Source organism: Planomonospora sp. ID67723 (assembly GCF_015711605.1).
In the GTDB taxonomy this organism is placed as follows: domain Bacteria; phylum Actinomycetota; class Actinomycetes; order Streptosporangiales; family Streptosporangiaceae; genus Planomonospora_A.
On the sequence record NZ_JABTEZ010000003.1, the window covers coordinates 802,803 to 820,246 of the forward strand.

The following is a 17,444-nucleotide window of genomic DNA, read 5'->3' on the forward strand; positions in this document are numbered from 1 at the left end:
GTGCTCATGCCTGCTCCTCGATCACGGCCAGTACGGCTCCCGCCTCGACCTGGCGGCCCGGCGCCGCGTTCAGCTCCACCACCGTGCCCCCGGCGGGCGCCGTGATCCGATGTTCCATCTTCATGGCCTCCAGCACCACGACCACCTGGCCCGCGGCGACCGGCTCGCCGGACTTCACCTCGACGCGCAGCACGGTACCGGGCATGGGGGCCAGCAGGGAGCCCGGTGCCAGCCGCTCGACCGGCTCGGGCAGACGTGGCAGGGGCGTGAACCGTACCGGACCGAGGGGGGAGTCCACGTACGCCACGCCGTCGTGGCGGGCGACCTCGAACCGGTGCCGCACGCCGTCGGTCTCCAGGACCACCGCGGTGGGCTCCGCGCTGACCAGGCGGGTGCCGGGCAGGCCGTCGACGCGCAGACCGTCGCGGGTCAGCCGGTAGGAGACCGTGTGCACGGCCCGGTCCGCGCCCGTCCCGTCCGAGGCGTGTCCCGCGCCCGGGAGGAAGGAGACCCGCTGCGGCTGGGACGGCACGTTGCGCCACCCGCTCGGCACCGCGGCCTGCACGGTGGCCGCGGCCCGGTTCGCGGCGGCCTGGGCGAGCGCCGCGGCGAGGGCGGCCAGGGGTACGGCGTGCGGCCCGGCGGGATCGGGGATCCCGGCGGCGAGGCCGTGCTGGTCCAGGAAGGCGGTGTGGGTGTCGCCCGCCAGGAACGCGTCGTGGCGCAGGACCGCCACCAGCAGGTCCCGGTTGGTCACGGGGCCGTGGATCTTTGCTCCGGCGAGTGCTCCGGCGAGTCTGCGGGCGGCGTCGGCGCGGCTCGAACCGTGGGCGATCACCTTGGCGAGCATCGGGTCGTAGTGGACGCCGATCTCCGAGCCGTCCTCGACGCCGGAGTCCAGCCGCAGCCCGTGCCGGACCGGGGAGAACCGGGTCCCGGCTCCGGGGACGTCGAAGCGGTGCAGGACGCCGCTCTGCGGGAGCCAGTCCTGAGCGGGATCCTCGGCGTAGAGGCGGGCCTCGATGGCGTGGCCGTACGGCTCCGGGGGCGTGGGCGGCAGGGCGGCGCCCTCGGCGATCCGGAGCTGGAGCTCGACCAGGTCGATTCCGTAGACGCACTCGGTGACCGGGTGCTCGACCTGGAGCCGGGTGTTCATCTCCAGGAACGCGACCGTCTCGTCCTTGACGAGGAACTCGACGGTTCCCGCGCCGGCGTAGCCGATGGCGCGGGCCGCTCGCACCGCCGCCTGGTACAGCCGGGCGCGCAGCTCCGGGGAGACCGCGGGGGAGGGCGTCTCCTCGACCACCTTCTGGTGGCGCCGCTGGATCGAGCACTCGCGCTCGCCCAGCGCCCAGACCGTCCCGTGCGCGTCGGCCAGGATCTGCACCTCGATGTGCCGGGTGCGCTCCAGCAGCGGCTCGACGAAGACCGTCCCGTCCCCGAACGCCGATTCCGCCTCCCTCCGCGCCGCCTCGATCTCACGGGCGAGGTCGCCGGGTTCGCGGACGATCCGCATGCCCCGGCCCCCGCCGCCCGCCGACGCCTTGACCAGCAGCGGGTAGGGCCACTCCCCGGCCGCGCCCGCGGCGGCCCCGGAGACGGGTACGGCGAGGCTGGGGAGGACGGGCACCCCGGCCTCGGCCATCAGGGCCTTGGCCCCGACCTTGGAGCCCATGGCGGCGATGGAAGCGGGGCTCGGGCCCACCCAGGTCAGCCCGGCCTCCAGGACGGCGCTCGCGGCGGCCGCGTTCTCCGACAGGAAGCCGTAGCCGGGATGGACGGCGTCGGCGCCGGCCCGCAGGGCGGCCTCGACGATCTTCTCGATCGACAGGTAGGTGTCGGCGGGCCGTGCGCCCGGGAGCCGTACGGCGTGGTCGGCCTCGCGGGCGTGCGGTGCGCCGTCGTCGGCGTCGGAGAAGACCGCGACGGTCTCGATGCCGAGGTCGCGGCAGGTGTGGAAGACGCGGCGGGCGATCTCGCCCCGGTTCGCGACGAGCAGACGTTTGATCATGACGGGTGCCCCTCACGCGGTGGGCGGGCTGCGGGCGCCGGCGGGTGCCGGTGATCCTGGACGGGCGGGGGTGCCGGCGGGATGGCCGGAGGCACGGTCGATGGCATGGCGGGGGGCACTGTCGGGGGCACAGTCGGGGGCACGGTCACATCCGGAAGACGCCGAAGCCCGCGGGCTCCGGGACGGCGGCGCTGTTGACGGCGGACAGGCACAGGCCCAGGACGGTGCGGGTGTCGCGGGGGTCGATGACGCCGTCGTCGTAGAGCCGCCCGGACAGGAAGAACGGCAGTGATTCGGCCTCGATCTGCGTCTCCACCATCGTGCGCATCGCCGCGTCCGCCTCCTCGTCGTAGACCTGCCCCCGTGCCTCGGCCGCGGCCCGGCCCACGATGGACAGCACCCCGGCCAGCTGCGCGGGCCCCATGACGGCCGACTTCGCGCTCGGCCAGGTGAACAGGAACCGCGGGTCGTAGGCCCGGCCGCACATCCCGTAGTTGCCCGCGCCGTAGGAGGCCCCCATGACGACCGTGAGGTGCGGGACCGTCGAGTTGGAGACCGCGTTGATCATCATGGCGCCGTGCTTGATGATGCCGCCCTGCTCGTACTCCCGGCCGACCATGTAGCCGGTCGTGTTCTGCAGGAAGACCAGCGGCGTGCGCGCCTGGTTGGCGAGCTGGATGAACTGCGCGGCCTTCTGCGCCTCCTCGCTGAACAGCACGCCGCGCGCGTTGGCCAGGATCCCGATCGGGTAGCCGTGCAGCCGCGCCCACCCCGTCACCAGGCTGGCGCCGTACAGGGGCTTGAACTCGTCGAACTCGCTGCCGTCCGTGATCCGCGCGATCACTTCGCGGGGGTCGAAGGGGATCCGCAGGTCCTCCGGCACGATGCCCAGCAGCTCGTCGGGGTCGTACAGCGGCTCGCGCACGGCTCCCGCCGCGCGGCCGAGCTTGACCCAGTTGAGCCCGCGCACGATCCGCCGCCCGATCCGCAGCGCGTCGTGCTCGTCGGCGGCCAGATGGTCGGCCAGGCCGGAGACGCGGGCGTGCATCTCGGCGCCGCCCAGCGACTCGTCGTCGGCCTCCTCTCCGGTGGCCATCTTCACCAGCGGCGGACCGCCCAGGAAGACCTTCGCGCGCTCGCGCACCATGACGACGTGGTCGCTCATTCCGGGAACGTAGGCGCCCCCGGCCGTGGAGTTGCCGAACACCAGGGCGATCGTCGGGATGCCGGCGGCGCTCAGCCGGGTCAGGTCGCGGAAGATCCGGCCGCCCGGGATGAAGATCTCCTTCTGCGTCGGCAGGTCGGCCCCGCCGGACTCGACCAGGTTGACCAGGGGCAGCCGGTTCTCCAGCGCGATGTCGGCGGCGCGGAGCGTCTTGCGCAGGGTCCACGGGTTGGACGCGCCGCCCCGGACGGTCGGGTCGTTGGCGACGATCATGCACTCGACGCCCTCGACCACCCCGATCCCGGTGACCACGCTCGCGCCGACGGGGAAGTCGCTGCCCCACCCGGCCAGCGGCGAGAGCTCCAGGAACGCCGAGTCGGGGTCGAGGAGCAGCTCGATCCGCTCACGGGCGAGCAGCTTGCCGCGCCGGCGGTGGCGCTCGGCGTACTTGGCGCCGCCGCCGGCCACCGCCTTGTCCTGCTCGGCCTCCAACTCGGCCAGTTTCGCGAGCATCGCCTCACGCCGGGCCCGGTACGGGCCCGAGGAGGTGTCCAACCGGCTCAAGAGCCGTCTCCTTCCGCCGGGGCCGGAGGTCCCATCGGACCCGCCGCCCAGTCCAGAGCGTGACACAGGATCTTTCCCGCCGGCGCCCCAGGTCACCCGCGAGGATCACCCGCAGTGGCTCCAGCCGCTCTTCCACGTCGCCGTGCCGTAGGCGCCTCCCCAGATGACGCACTTCTTGTCGGCGGCGAGCCGTACCGGGCCCGCGTAGGCGGTGAAGCTGCCCGGGTTGGCCGCCGACGCGCCGCCTTGCACCTGGAGCGTCGCGTTCATCTTGATCTTTCCGGGGATGACGTACCTGGACAGGGTGACGACGCAGTTCTTCTTGCTCGTGCCGTCGTAGAGCAGGTAGACGGTCGCACCGGTGCCGAGGGCGTGGGAGTTGATCTGTTTGAAACCCGGGCCGCACACCCCGGCCGCGGTGTACGGGTTGGGTTTCGGCGGGCTCGTGGTCGGTTTGACCGTGGGCTTGGGGGTGGGTTTGACCGTGGGCTTCGTGGTCGGTTTGACCGTGGGCTTCGGTGTCGGCTTGGGAGTGGGCTTGACCGTCGGCTTGGTGGTGGGCGTGGTGGCGGAGGGCGACTGCCCGATGTCCACCGGCGCCCCGTCGTCCGGCCCCAGCATCCCGCCTTCCGGTTCCGGCTCCGAGGTCGCCTGCTTCGTCGGGCGGCGGCTCTGCTTCGCCGCCGGCTCGGTCTCCAGGGGGCTCGGGGCCTCGGTGGCCGGCGAAGAGTTCTCCTCCTCCGGTGTGAGGATCTCGCCCTCTCCCGGCACGCGCTCCTGCGGTTCCGACGTGGAGGGCTCCTCCTCGGGAGCCGGAGCGGGGCCGTCGGGGGTCGGCTCGGGATCGGCCTTCGCGGTCTGCTCCTGCCCGCTCAGAGACGGGGCCGCCTGCTGGGCGGTCCGCACCGACGAGGCCTTCTGGCCGTTCTGGACGACGACCACGGTCCCGGTGGCCACGCCGAGCACGACCGCGCCCGCCACCCCGGCCAGCAGCAGGCCCTTCGGCCGCCGGGGCCTGTGCTCCGGTTCCGGGTGCGGCCCCGGGCGGGGTCCCGGCCGGGCCGGTCCGGACGGGGACGTGGTCCGGACGCGCGGATCCCGGGGCACCGCCCCGGGTCCGGCCGGATTCGGCTGCGGGGGCGTGCCGGCAGCCGCAGGGGGGACGGCGGCTGCGGGAGCCGCGGGGACCGTGCCGCTCATGAGATGCGCGACGAGCTGCTCGGCGGTCGGCCGCGCCGCCGGGTCCTTGTCCAGACAGGCCGCGACCAGACCGCGCAGCTGCCCTTCCATCCCGGTCAGGTCCGGCTCCACGGTCAGGATCCGGTTCATCACCACGGCGATGGAGTCCTGGCCGAACGCCGGCGTGCCGGTCGCGGCGAAGACCATCGTGACGCCCCAGGCGAACACGTCGGCCGCGGGCGTCACCGCACCGCCGCTGAGCTGCTCGGGCGCGAGGTAGGACGGCGTCCCCATGGCCGTCCCGGTCGCGGTCGTGCCGGGGGAGTCCAGCGCCCTGGCGATGCCGAAGTCGATCACCACCGGGCCCTCGGGCCCCATCAGCACGTTGGCGGGCTTGAAGTCCCGGTGCAGGATCCCGGCGCGGTGGATCGCCGCCAGGGCGGTGGCCGTGCTGACGGCCAGCCGGTCCAGCGCGGCTCCGCGCCGCGGTCCCTCCCTGTCGACGAGCTGGCGCAGGGACGGCCCCGGCACGTACTCGCTGACGATGTACGGCCGGCTGCCCGCGAGGTCGGCGTGCAGGACCGAGGCGGTGCAGAACCGGGCCACCCGCTGGGCGACCGAGACCTCCCGCAGGAAGCGGGCGCGGGCCTCGGCGTCCGCCGCCAGCCCGTGATGGAGGAGTTTGACGGCGACCTGCTCACCCGCAGGACCGCGTCCCAGGTAGACGACCCCTTGGCCGCCCTCCCCGAGCCGCCCGGTCAGCTCGAACGGACCCAACCCCCGAGGATCCTCCGCCGTGAGCGGCTGTACCACGATAACCCCCCGGCAAAACCCACAAAATTCGGTTATGTGGGGCAGAACGCTACCAGTGTGCGTTCTGATGCGGACGAGCTGCCGATCACGGGTTCGGAACGGTCCGGCTCCCGGATCGGATGGCGGGTCGGCTGGCGGGTCGGCTGGCGGGTCAGATGGCCTTGCCGGGGTTGAGAATGCCGAGCGGATCGAACACCTGCTTGATCCCGTGATGGATCTCCTCGGCGACCGGCCCGGTCTCCAGGGCCAGCCAGCGCCGCTTCAGCAGCCCGACCCCGTGCTCGCCGGTGAGCGTGCCGCCCCGGCGCAGCGTCTCGCGGAAGACCTCGTCGGCCGCGGCCCAGACCTCTGGAGGAGGCTCGGGCAGGCCGTGCTCGAAGACGAAGACCGGATGCAGGTTGCCGTCCCCGGCGTGGGCCACGGTGCAGATCCGCACCTCGTGCCGGGCCGCGATCTCCTCGATGGCGGAGATCATGTCCGGCAGCGCCGAGCGCGGCACGCACACGTCCTCCACCAGGCAGGCGCCGAGCCGCTCCTTGGCCTGGTAGGCCATCCGCCGCATGCCGATCAGTTCCTCGGCCTCCTGCCGATCGGCTGAGACCGCGACGAACGAGGCGCCGTTCTCGGCGCACAGCACGCTCATCCGCTCCGCCGCCGTCTGCCCGTCCACCGCGTCGGACTGGGCGATCAGCATCGCCTGGACCGACGGCTCCAGCCCGATGTTCTTCCACTCGTCGATGGCCTGCAGGGTGGCCCGGTCGAGCATCTCCAGCAGCGAGGGCTGGCAGCCGCCGGCGATGATGGCCGCCACGGCCGCCGCGGCCTCCCGCAGCGAGCCGAACTCCGCCGCGATCGTCGCCGGGTAGGTCAGCGGGGCGCGGCGCAGCCGTACGGTGGCCGAGGTGATCACTCCGAGCGTGCCCTCCGAGCCGACGAACAGCCCGGTCAGGTCGTAGCCGGTCACGCCCTTGACGGTCCGCCTGCCGGTGTTCAGGATCCGTCCGTCGGCCAGCACGACCTCCAGCCCCAGCGCCGAGTCGCGGGTCACGCCGTACTTCACGCAGCGCAGCCCGCCCGCGTTGGTGGCGAGATTCCCGCCGATCGTGGAGATCTCGTAGGAGGAGGGGTCGGGGGCGTACATCAGCCCGAACTCGCGAGCCGCCCGGTCCAGATCGGCTGTGATGACGCCGGGCTCCACCACGGCGATCTCGTCGGCGGGCGAGAGCTCCCTGATCGCGGTCATCTTGTGCAGCGCCAGCACGACGCAGCCCTCGACGGCGGTCGCCCCGCCGGCCAGCCCCGTCCCGGCCCCCCGCGGCACCACCGGCACCCGGTGCTCACTCGCCCAGCGCATGACGGCGACCACGTCGTCCCTGCTCTCCGCGAGCACGACGGCCAGCGGCCTGCCCGGCTCCAGGAACGTGCGGTCGCGGGCGTAGGAGTCGGTCACGTCAGGGTCGGTCAGCACCCTCCCGGGCGCGAGCGCGGCGATGAGTTCGGCGGTAGCGGTCACATGGGGACTGTACGGCCTGCCGCCCCCACCTGTGGAAACGCTTCTTTGTCACAATTTTCGGACATAAACGATTGATCACACTTTGACAACATAAGTCGGACGCTTTACTTCTGCTTTACCTTCTCCTCTAACGTCCCGCTCGACACGCATATAGGGGCGTGTCGGGAATGTCCACGCCCGGCGAACCCGGGCAGGGAGGGTATCCGTTGTCCAGGAGAGGCAGAGGCGCCCGCAGGCGCCTGCTCGCGATCGTGCCCGTGCTCGGGCTGGCCGCCGCGGGACTGTCCGTGAGCGGCGCGTCGGCCCAGGCCGACGATTCGGTCGCACGGTACGTCCCCACGGCGAGCGACTACTACATCAACTACGCGCCTCCGTACGCGCAGGGGGACACCACCGCCACCAGTGAGCTCTTCCAGCCCGGGGCCGCCAAGCGCGCCCGCTCGGGACTGGCCCAGGCACTGGAGGTCGACCGCAAGTTCGCCGAGGGCAACCCGGTCGCCGCCAAGATGCTCGCCTCGCGGGAGACCCGGGCGATCAGGACGGGCAAGAACCCCTTCGACTTCATCTTCAAGAAGGCCGGCCAGACCCAGCAGGCGAAACTGCTCACGCTTCTGGTCGAGTTCAACGAAAACGCCAACGACGACTTCTCCGGGTTCAGCCGGCCGAAGTCGACCAGCGGCGATGTCAACGACTGTGTGACCGAGCCGCCGGGCACCAAGCTCAACGGCCCGCTGCACAATAAGATCCCCGACCCCGCCGGCTCCGGCCCGGGCAAGGACAACAACACGATGTGGGTTCCGGACTTCAGCCCGGAGCACTACAACAAGATGCTCTACTCGGACAGGGGGATCACCGAGCGCGTCCGCAAGGACCTCACCGACCCCCGGGACGGGCGCAAGGGCATCGACATCTCCGGCCACACCATGAAGAAGATGTACGAGGAGATGTCCAAGGGCGCCTACACCGTCACCGGTGAGGCGATCGGCTGGATCAAGGTCCCGCACTCGGAGGCCTGGTACGGCGCCGGCCGCTGCGGCACCCGCCCGCAGGACATGTCCGGCCACCCGGACAACCCGCTCGGCCCCGGCCAGCTCCCCATCGACGCGGTCAACACGCTGGCCCAGCAGAACCCGAGCTTCCCCTGGGCCGACTACGACGTCGAGGACACCTCCGACGCCGACGGCGACGGCAACCTCCTGGAGCCGGACGGCGTGATCGACCACCTCGTGCTCGTGCACGCCGGCGCCGACAAGTCCGGCGGCGGCGGAGCCGAGGGCACCTACGCCATCTGGGCGCACTCCAGCGCCGTGGCGGGCGGATACACGGTCCCCGGCACCGACAAGAAGATCTCCAACTACATCGTGCAGCCGGAGGACTCCGGGGTCGGCATCTTCGCCCACGAGTACGGCCACGACCTGGGCCTGCCGGACTTCTACGACGCCACCGGCGGCGGCGACACCAGCGTGGACTTCTGGGACCTGATGTCCTCCGGCTCCCACGCGGGCCCGCTCATCCAGTCGATGCCGACCCACATGGGCCTGTACGCCAAGTGGGTGCTCGGCTGGGCCGACCCGGCGATCGTCGACCCCGGTGACCGCAGGAAGACCCTGACGGTCGGCCAGTCGTCGCGCACGCCCAAGCACACCGCCGACGGCGTCCGCGTCAACCTGCCCGACAAGAACGTCGTGATGGCCGTGCCGCACAGCGGCGCCAAGCTGTGGTGGTCCGGCAACGACCAGAGCTGGGCCGACGTCAAGCTGAGCCGCACCATCCAGGTCCCCGCCGGCACCGACCAGCGGTTCTGGATGTGGAACCAGTACGCCATCGAGGCTGACTGGGACTACGGCTTCGTCGAGGTCTCCACCGACGGCGGCGCCACCTGGGCCGAGCAGAAGGTCTACGACTCCTCCGGCGCGCTGGTCTCCACCGACGACGGCTACGCCGACCCGAACCACCGGATGGCCGACTACGGCGGCAAGAAGTACGGCCTCACCGGCGCGACCGACGGCTGGCGCCACGACTACGTCGACCTCGCCCCGTTCGCCGGGCAGACGATCCAGCTGCGGCTGCGCTACGCCACCGACGCCGGGAGCGAGGAGGCCGGCTGGTTCTCCGACGACTTCTCCGTCACCGCCGGCGGCGCCACGGTGTGGAGCGACGACGTCGAGGGCGGTGAGAACGGCTGGGCCGCCGCCAAGGGCACCTTCACCGACACCACCGGTGCGGGCTGGACGATGCACAGCGGCAGCCTGAAGACCGCCCAGTACTACCTGGCCGAGTGGCGCAACTTCGACGGCTTCGACAAGGGCCTGCAGTACGCCTACGACACCACCTGGTCACGCGACAACGCCTGGAAGGTGGAGAGGCTCAAGTACAACGCCCCCGGCCTGCTGGTCTGGTACCGCGACGCGGCCTACCCGGCCAACGACGGCGACGCGCACACCTTCGAGCTGCCGTCGGTCGGCCCCAAGGGCGAGATCCTCGTCGTCGACTCGCACTACGAGCCGCTGCGCCGCAGCGGCGAGGCCGCCGCGAAGGACCCGTCGGCGCTGAAGAACCTCCCGTCGCGCCCGCAGTCCTCCAACGCGGCCTTCACCTTCGGCAAGACGTACCCGTTCACCGAGTGCATCGAGGGCGAGCCGTTCACCGAGTACTGCACCAAGTTCCCGGCCTTCCCGGGGGTGCGGACCTTCACCGACGCCAAGACCTGGTACCCGGGCCTGGAACTGCTCCCCGACGGCAGGCTGGCCTACCGCCACCGCGACGCCTCGGTGGTCGTCCCGTCCAAGGGCGAGCAGCCGTACAGCACGCGGGTCGTCAACCCCGACGGCAGCCCCGCCACCGCCAAGTACGGCACCGACATCGGCGGCGGCCACGTCCTCGGCACCGGCAACCCCGGTGACGAGGGCAAGGAGCTGGGCGTGCAGATCAAGCTGATCGCCCCGCTCCCGGCCAACCTGGGCGTCATCGTCCAGGTGACCCCGCCCAAGAAGTAACTCCGGAAGCAGTCCCGAACGGGCATGGGGCCCCGCCGTCGACCGACGGCGGGGCTCTACCATTTACCGGGAACATCTCCGTGAAAAGGGGAAGAGTGAGCGAGCTTCGCAGCAAGGCCGAGCACACCGAGGCCATCCGGGCCGGGCGCAGGGCCTGCGTGGTGGTCAACACGCGGTCCCGGCGCGGGCGCCACCGCTACCCCCGGGTGCTCAGCACGCTCCGCGCCGAGGGCTTCGACCTGCTCGGCGTCTTCCCCGTGGACGATCCCAAACGCCTGCGCGCCACCCTCGACGCGGCCCTGGACGCCAAGCCCGACCTGCTCGTCGTCGGCGGGGGCGACGGCACGCTCAGCGCCGCCGTCAAGCACGTCGCCCACCGCGACGTCGCCCTCGGCGTGCTCCCGCTGGGCACGACCAACAACTTCGCCCGCAGCCTGGGCCTGCCGCTGGACCTGGCCGGCGCGATCCGGATCTTCCGCACCGGGAAGGTCGCCGACATCGACCTGGGCATCGCCGGTGACCGGGAGTTCGCCAACCTGACCAGCTTCGGGGTCTCGGTCGAGGTGGCCGGCACGGTCAAGCCCTGGCTCAAGCGCTTCCTCGGCCGGGCCGCCTACCCGCTCACCGCCCTGACGATCCTCCCCGGCCACCGGCCGTTCCGCGCGTTCATCACGGTCAACGGCCAGCGCCACGAGCTGCTCACCCACCAGCTCAACATCGCCAACGGCCGCTTCCACGGCGGCTGGCAGGTCGCGCGCGACATCAGCATCGACAACGGGCTCCTGGTCGCCTACCAGCTCGGCTCGGGCAAGCGCCTGCGGCTGCTGCTGGAGACCCTGGTCCGCGCCAGCACCGGCCGCTGGCGCAGCCTCGCGGGCGGCCCCTTCGTCCTCGGCACCGAGATGTACCTGGAGACCGATCCCCCGATGGCGGCCGACGTCGACGGAGAGGTCCGCCTGCGCACCCCCATCACGCTCAGGACCGTTCCCAACGGCCTGCGCGTGATGGTCCCCGAGGGCTTCGTCGACTCCTGACCCGGCCGTGCCTGCGCGCCTCCGCATGGAAGGCGTCCTCGCGGGTAGCCGTCCTCCATCGACCGATGGAGGAGACATGGCATCCCTGATAGCCCGCGTCCGGAACTACCTGGGCACCCCGCAGGGGCGCAGGAACGTCGAGAAGGCCAAGGCGATGGCACGCGACCCGCGCAACCGGCAGAAGCTGCGCGGTCTGCTGGCCCGTTTCCGGGGCAACCGGTCGCGCTACTGATCCCCCTCGCCGGCCGGCGCCCCGCCGGGCGTCTCCGTCACGGCCCCTTGCCGGAGATGCGACGGAAGGTCCGCTGGAGCCGGCTCAGGCGGGCGGGCGGCTCCCGCCGTACCGGCTCCTGCGGAGCGGGGGGCAGCCCGTCCCGGGCCCGCAGCAGGGCCGCGAGGGCCTCGGCCGCGGCCGGGCGCTTGGCCGGCGTGTGGTCGCGCATGCGGCGCAGCAGGTCCGTCACCTCCGGCCCGCCGCCGGGGACGGTGACCGGGGTCTCCGCGTCCGGGCCCGCGGGCGGCAGGGCGCCGGTCAGCAACTGGAAGGCGATCACCCCGGCCGCGTAGACGTCGGAGGACGCCGTCATCAGCTCGGGCCCGGCCTGGCACTCGGGGGCCACGTAGTGGGTGTCCAGAATGTTGGGCAGCTCGTTGGCCACCGTGTGCTGGCGGGGGCCGGGTTTGGCGTAGTCGAAACCGGTCAGCATCGCGCGGCCGTTCTCGGCCACCAGCACGCTGGCGGGGCTGAGCGCCCGGTGGATGACGTTGTTGGCGTGGACGTGGGCCAGCCCGCCCAGCATGTCGGCCACGACGCCGAGCCGCGCCCCGGGGGAGAGCGCGTGATCTCCCGAGGCCCCGAGGTGCAGGTGCAGCGCCCGGCCGTGCACGTCGTCGAGGACCAGCACGAACCGGCTCTCGTCGTCGATCGCGAAGAAGTCGCGGGAGCGGACGACGCACGGGTGCGGCGGGATCCTGGTCAGGGACTGGTAGGCGTTGGCGATCAGCCGCCGCTCGGCCGTCCTCGGCTTCTCCTCGGCCAGCGGGTCGGCCCGGTAGACCCGGAGCAGGACCGTCTCGCTGCCCGGCACCGTCGCGTTGACCGCCCGGTACTCGGTGACCCGGTTGTCGCCGCCGAGCTCCTCCTCCACCTCCCAGTTGCCGAACCTGGGCGGGGCGGTGGAGCGCCGCACGCTGCCGTTGAGCGCCTCGATGATCGCGGTGCGGTAGGGCCCCATGTCGGTGGTGTAGCCACGCCGGACCCGCGAGGGGTCGCTCAGCGTGCCGATCAGGCCGGGCAGGTCGGTGACGTGCCGGGAGTCGCGCCCGGCCGGGTCGACCAGCCGGGCGTCGTTCCCGGTCAGCACGACGACGCTGTCGACGTAGATCCGCTCCAGCTCGCGGTGCTCGCGCGCCAGCAGGCCCTTGAGCGCCCGCCCGTTGCCCCGCAGCTTGCTCACCGGAGAGCTGAACGCGCTCCGCCGCGCGGGGAACCACCGCGTCCCGGAGACCTCGATCCGGCCACGCGTGCCCTTGACGTCGATGACGCAGAGCGCGTGACCGGTCAGCACGATCAGGTCGACCTCGAAGACGTCGTCGTCCCTCGGCACCTCGATGTTGTGCAGCAGCAGCCAGTCGTCGGGCGCGTTGTCCCGCAGGTGCGCGATGACCCGTCGTTCGGCGTCGTTGACCGGGCGTCCGCCACCGACGATCTGTGCCATCCGAGCGCGCCGCCTCTCTCACGGGGTCCTCAACGGAACAAGGTTCCCATTCTCCCCGGCATTCCCGGACGTCCGCCACCCTGCGGGACCTCCTGCGGATGATCTAGTCTGTCGGCCGTCGGCTGCGGCCGGGAACGGGGGAGCGGATGGACTTCGCGGTGACGGTGGTTCTCGTGATCACGGTGGCGGTGGTGCTGGCCGGGTTCGCGGTGATCGTGCGGCGTCTGCTGGACCTGCGGTTCGGGCTGGTCCGCACGGTGCTGGCCGGGGCGCTCACCCTCGCCGTCGGCGGGCCGCTCATGCAGACGTTCGCCAGCGGCATGGACCCGGACGAGCCCGGGATCACCCCGCTCTGGTTCCTCTTCCTGGCGATGTTCTGCGCGCTGCTCGCCGGGATGGTGTTCCTGGTGGTCGCCGAGGCGCTGGTGCCGCCGGGCTCGTTCCCCGGCCCCCTGGAGTCCGCCAGGAGGCTGCGGCGCCGCGCCGTGCGGACCCGGCGGTATCTGGCGATCACCCGCATCCTGGTACGGCACGGCCTCGGCCCCTACCTGCGCGGCCGCGACCCCGACCTCGGCGCGCCGTCCAGCCGGGCCCGCCTGGCCAGGTCATTGCGCCAGGCCCTCGACGACGGCGGTGTCACCTTCGTCAAGCTGGGCCAGATCCTGTCCACCCGCAGCGACCTGCTGGCCCCGGAGTTCGTCGAGGAACTGCGGCTGCTCCAGGACAAGGTGGCCACGGCCCCGTGGGCGGAGGTCGAACCGGTGCTCGCCGCCGAGCTGGGCGGGCCGGTGGCCGGGACGTTCGCCGAGTTCGAGCGCGAGCCCCTGGCGGCGGCCTCGATCGCGCAGGTCTACCGTGCCCGGCTGGTGGCCGGCGGGGAAGTCGTGGTCAAGGTCCAGCGGCCCGGCATCGCCACCGTGGTGGACCAGGACCTCGACATCGTGGCCCGCCTCGCCCGGACGCTGGAGCGGCGCACCCGCTGGGGCCGCGCGTTCGGTGTGACCGAGCTGGCGCGGGGGTTCGCCGAGGCGCTGCGCGAGGAGCTCGACTTCCGGGTCGAGACCGCCAACATGGCCGCGGTGGCCGCCGCCTCCGCCGGTGAGCCGGTCCGCGTCCCCGCCCCGTACCCGGAGCTGTCCGGGCGGCGGGTCCTGGTGATGGAGCGGCTGGACGGCGTGCCGTTCGGCGGTGTCGTACCGGAGGGGACGGACCGGGAGGAGCTCGCCAGGACCCTGTTCGAGACGCTGCTCCGCCAGATCATGCTGCACGGGGTCTTCCACGCCGACCCGCACCCGGGCAACATCATGCTGCTCGCCGACGGCCGGCTGGCACTGCTGGACTTCGGCTCGGTGGGACGGCTCGACGCCTCGCTGCGCGGAGCTCTGCAGCGCCTGCTGGTCGCCCTGGACCGGGGCGACCCGCTCGGGGTGGGCGACGCCCTGCTGGAGGTCGTGGCGCGTCCCGACGAGATCGACGAGCGTGAGCTGGAACGCGAGCTCGGCCGGTTCATGGCCCGGCACCTGGTCGCCGGCGTCGCTCCGGACGTGCAGATGTTCGGCCGCCTGTTCCGGATCATCGCCGCGCACGGCCTGTCCGTCCCGCCCGAGGTGGCCGCGGTGTTCCGGGCGCTGGCGACGGTCGAGGGCACCCTCGCCCGGCTCTCGCCCGGCTTCGACGTCGTCGCCGAGGCGCGGGCCTTCTCCGTCCGGCACATCGCGGAGCAGGCGACCCCGGAGCGGGTCCGGGAGGCGGCCGTCCAGGAGGCCCTCGGCCTGCTTCCCATGCTGCGCCGGTTGCCCCGCAGGGTGGAACGCATCGCCAGCGCCGCCGAGCACGGCCGGTTCGGCGTCAACGTACGCCTGTTCGCCGACGAGCGCGACCGGCGGCACGTCACCGGCCTGCTCCACCAGGTGCTGCTCACCGTTCTGGCGGCCACCACCGGGATCATGGCCGTGCTGCTGCTCGGCACCGCCGGCGGCCCGCCCGTCACCCCCGAGGTCGGCCTCTTCCAGTTGCTCGGCTACAACCTCCTGGTGGTCAGCGCGGTCCTGGGCCTGCGCGTGCTGGTGGTCATCTTCCGCTCCAGCCGCTGAGTCCGCCATCCGCGCTCCGGGCCGATCGCTCCGGGCCGATCGCTCCGGGCCGATCGGAGTCACGAGCGGGGGCGCGGGCTCACCAGGCCGGTCTCGTAGGCCAGCGCGACGGCCTGGGCGCGGCTGGACAGGCCGAGTTTGGCCATCGCCCGGTTGAGATGGGTCTTGACGGTCGCCTCGCTCACCTGCAGCTCGCCGGCGATCTCCCCGTTGGACAGCGCGCGGCCGACCATGCGCAGGACCTCCAGCTCCCGGGAGGTCAGCGCGGCGAGGCCGGGATCGGGGGCGAGGGCGGAGTCGCGGCCGCTGGTGTAGGCCTCCACGAGGCGGCGGGTCACGGTCGGGGCGAACAGCATGTCGCCCGCGGCGATCGTGCGGACCGCGGCGATCAGCCGTTCCGGCGGGGTGTCCTTGAGCAGGAAACCGCTGGCTCCGGCACGGAGCGCGTCGTAGACGTACTCGTCCAGGTCGAAGGTGGTCAGGATCAGGACCTTGGGAGGCGGGTGGCCGGCGGAGAGGATGCGCTCGGTCGCGGCGATGCCGTTCAGTCCCGGCATCCGCACGTCCATCAGGATCACGTCGGGCCGTACGGCGGAGGCCATCCTGACCGCCTCCTCGCCGCCGGAGGCCTCGCCCGCCACCTCCAGGTCCGGGGTCGCCCGGATCAGCGCGGCGAACCCGGCCCGCACCAGGATCTGGTCGTCCACGACCAGTACCTTGATCATTTCTTCCCTCGCTCACCGAACTCGCCGCCGACCGCCGGCAGCGGCAGCGTGGCCGAGACCTGGAACCCGCCCCCCGGCAGAGGCCCGGCGACCACCGTCCCGCGGTAGAGCCTGACGCGTTCGCGCATCCCGATCAACCCGTGCCCGCCCCCGGAGGAGGGCTCCGGAGAGGAGGAGCCGTCGTCGGTGACCGTGACGCGCAGGTGCTCGCCGCCGTAGTGCACCCGGACCTTGGCGCGGGCCGGGAGCGCGTGCTTGATCACGTTGGTCAGCCCTTCCTGGACCACCCGGTACGCGCACAGCTCGACCCCGGGGTTGAGCGGCCTGGCGCTCCCGGTCACCTCCACGTCGACCGGCACCCCGGCGGCGCGCACGCGCTCGACGAGCTGGCCGAGCTGGCCGAGGCCGGGGGTGGGGTCGTAGACGCCGTCATCGCGGTCCTCCCCGTTCAGCCGGAGCACCGCCAGCAGCCGCCGCATCTCCTCCAGCGCCTCGTGGCTGGTGTCGGCGACCGTGGCCAGCGCGGCCCGGGCCGTGCCGGGATCGCTGGCGAACACGTAGCGGGCCAGGCCGGCCTGCACGGAGATCACCGACATGTGGTGGGCGACGATGTCGTGCAGTTCCCCGGCCAGGCGCACCCGCTCCTCGGTCACCGCCCGCCGGGCACGGTCCTCCTGCTCGCGCCGGAGCCGCTCGGTGAGCTCCGCCAGGGCCAGGTTCCGGTCGGCGAGCCTGCGCCTGCCGATGCCGAACGCGCACGTGGCTCCGACGATCGCCAGTCCCTGCGTGACGTTCAGCAGCGCCAGGCCGTCCTCCGCCACGACCGCGGCCCACCACCACACCGCCGTCGCCCCGGCCGCCCCGGCCAGCATGATCCGGAACGGGTGATGGACGGCGACGCTGTAGAGGGCGAACATGGAGGAGAAATTGTTCACGTCGGGCTGGTAGCCCAGCGCGTGGTGGCAGATGGAAGCGGCCGCGCAGCCGAGGAGCACCGTCAGCGGGGCCGTCCTCCGCACGGCGACGGGCAGGTTGGCCGCGCAGGTCAGCGCGACGGCCACCGCGTCCGGCCGCCGCCACGAGCCGCCGTGGTCGGCCGCCGCCCACACCAGGGTGATCGCCGTGAGCACGACGGCGAACACCGCGTCCACGAACCGGGGGTCGAGCACGCCCGCCTGGTCGGCCCGCGCCGTCATCCTTGCCAGCATCCGCGCATGCTAGCCAGGTCGGGGCGCCCGCCTCATCGGGCGGCCGGTTGAGCGGGCATACCGCAGAAGTCGTACGGCACGGCGGCGCATACCGCGCCGGTCACGGCCGGATCAGACTCTTGAGCGATGCATGGCCCCGGCCCGGCGATCTAGCGTGGAATCCTACCGGGCGGCCGGCGGAGCGCCGGCCGCCCCGGCTTCGCGGCCCGTCGCACGATGCCGGAGCGCCGGAGGCCCGCAGGCGGGGGCGGTCTCCGGGGCCGTGCTCGCGTCCCAGATCCGTGGCCGGGGCCGGAGGGGAGACCCGGTCCCGGCCACGCGGCCCGCCGTTCCCGGACCCCCTCCGCAGACGCCGGGCCGCTCCGCCCCCGGCCCGCCGCCCCGCCCGCGCCGGACCGCGTGAAGGTTTGCCGTGGCCACAGCGG

At 72.7% G+C, this 17,444-nt stretch carries 11 protein-coding genes; 4 read left to right on the forward strand and 7 right to left on the reverse strand.

Going from position 1 to position 17,444, the window contains the following annotated elements; translation table 11 throughout:
* Positions 1 to 4 precede the first annotated feature (4 nt).
* The 4 genes from HS041_RS25155 to HS041_RS25170 form a co-directional block, all read right to left on the reverse strand.
* A complete protein-coding gene (locus HS041_RS25155; RefSeq protein ID WP_196443262.1) occupies positions 5 to 2,011 on the reverse strand; it encodes an acetyl/propionyl/methylcrotonyl-CoA carboxylase subunit alpha in 2,007 nt (668 codons plus the stop codon).
* Between the two features lie 145 nt (positions 2,012 to 2,156).
* Positions 2,157 to 3,689: an acyl-CoA carboxylase subunit beta gene (locus HS041_RS25160; RefSeq protein ID WP_230879742.1), complete on the reverse strand. Its 1,533-nt coding sequence runs from the start codon at positions 3,687 to 3,689 to the stop codon at positions 2,157 to 2,159.
* Between the two features lie 156 nt (positions 3,690 to 3,845).
* Positions 3,846 to 5,696 carry a serine/threonine protein kinase gene (locus tag HS041_RS25165; protein WP_230879594.1) on the reverse strand — a complete coding sequence of 617 codons (1,851 nt, stop codon included), beginning with the start codon at positions 5,694 to 5,696 and terminating at the stop codon, positions 3,846 to 3,848.
* 187 nt (positions 5,697 to 5,883) lie between these two features.
* The gene (locus tag HS041_RS25170) at positions 5,884 to 7,245 is read right to left on the reverse strand and encodes an FAD-binding oxidoreductase (RefSeq protein ID WP_196443264.1); all 1,362 of its coding nucleotides are present in this window, start codon (positions 7,243 to 7,245) and stop codon (positions 5,884 to 5,886) included.
* A gap of 206 nt (positions 7,246 to 7,451) precedes the next feature.
* Between HS041_RS25170 and HS041_RS25175 the strand changes: the two genes are divergently transcribed.
* The 3 genes from HS041_RS25175 to HS041_RS25185 all read left to right on the forward strand — a co-directional run bounded on the left by HS041_RS25175 (position 7,452) and on the right by HS041_RS25185 (position 11,507).
* On the forward strand, positions 7,452 to 10,241 hold the full coding sequence (locus HS041_RS25175; protein ID WP_230879595.1) for an immune inhibitor A domain-containing protein: 2,790 nt from the start codon (positions 7,452 to 7,454) through the stop codon (positions 10,239 to 10,241).
* A 95-nt stretch (positions 10,242 to 10,336) separates the two neighbouring features.
* On the forward strand, positions 10,337 to 11,275 hold the full coding sequence (locus tag HS041_RS40160; protein ID WP_196443266.1) for a diacylglycerol/lipid kinase family protein: 939 nt from the start codon (positions 10,337 to 10,339) through the stop codon (positions 11,273 to 11,275).
* 76 nt (positions 11,276 to 11,351) lie between these two features.
* Positions 11,352 to 11,507 (forward strand): hypothetical protein, encoded by a 156-nt coding sequence (locus HS041_RS25185; RefSeq protein ID WP_196443267.1) that lies wholly within the window; start codon positions 11,352 to 11,354, stop codon positions 11,505 to 11,507.
* Between the two features lie 37 nt (positions 11,508 to 11,544).
* Here the strand turns inward: HS041_RS25185 and mads6 are convergent, their stop codons facing one another.
* The gene (gene mads6 / locus HS041_RS25190; protein ID WP_196443268.1) at positions 11,545 to 12,993 is read right to left on the reverse strand and encodes a methylation-associated defense system protein kinase MAD6; all 1,449 of its coding nucleotides are present in this window, start codon (positions 12,991 to 12,993) and stop codon (positions 11,545 to 11,547) included.
* 158 nt (positions 12,994 to 13,151) lie between these two features.
* Between mads6 and HS041_RS25195 the strand changes: the two genes are divergently transcribed.
* Complete coding sequence (locus HS041_RS25195; RefSeq protein WP_307845456.1) at positions 13,152 to 15,086, forward strand: ABC1 kinase family protein; 1,935 nt, start codon at positions 13,152 to 13,154, stop codon at positions 15,084 to 15,086.
* Positions 15,087 to 15,145: 59 nt separating this feature from the next.
* Here HS041_RS25195 and HS041_RS25200 read toward each other — a convergent pair whose 3' ends face one another.
* Both HS041_RS25200 and HS041_RS25205 read right to left on the reverse strand, forming a co-directional pair.
* Positions 15,146 to 15,811 carry a response regulator gene (locus tag HS041_RS25200; RefSeq protein ID WP_196443270.1) on the reverse strand — a complete coding sequence of 222 codons (666 nt, stop codon included), beginning with the start codon at positions 15,809 to 15,811 and terminating at the stop codon, positions 15,146 to 15,148.
* Positions 15,808 to 17,019 carry a sensor histidine kinase gene (locus HS041_RS25205; RefSeq protein WP_196443271.1) on the reverse strand — a complete coding sequence of 404 codons (1,212 nt, stop codon included), beginning with the start codon at positions 17,017 to 17,019 and terminating at the stop codon, positions 15,808 to 15,810. Before HS041_RS25205 ends, HS041_RS25200 begins: the two co-directional genes overlap by 4 nt.
* Between the last annotated feature and the right edge of the window lie 425 nt (positions 17,020 to 17,444).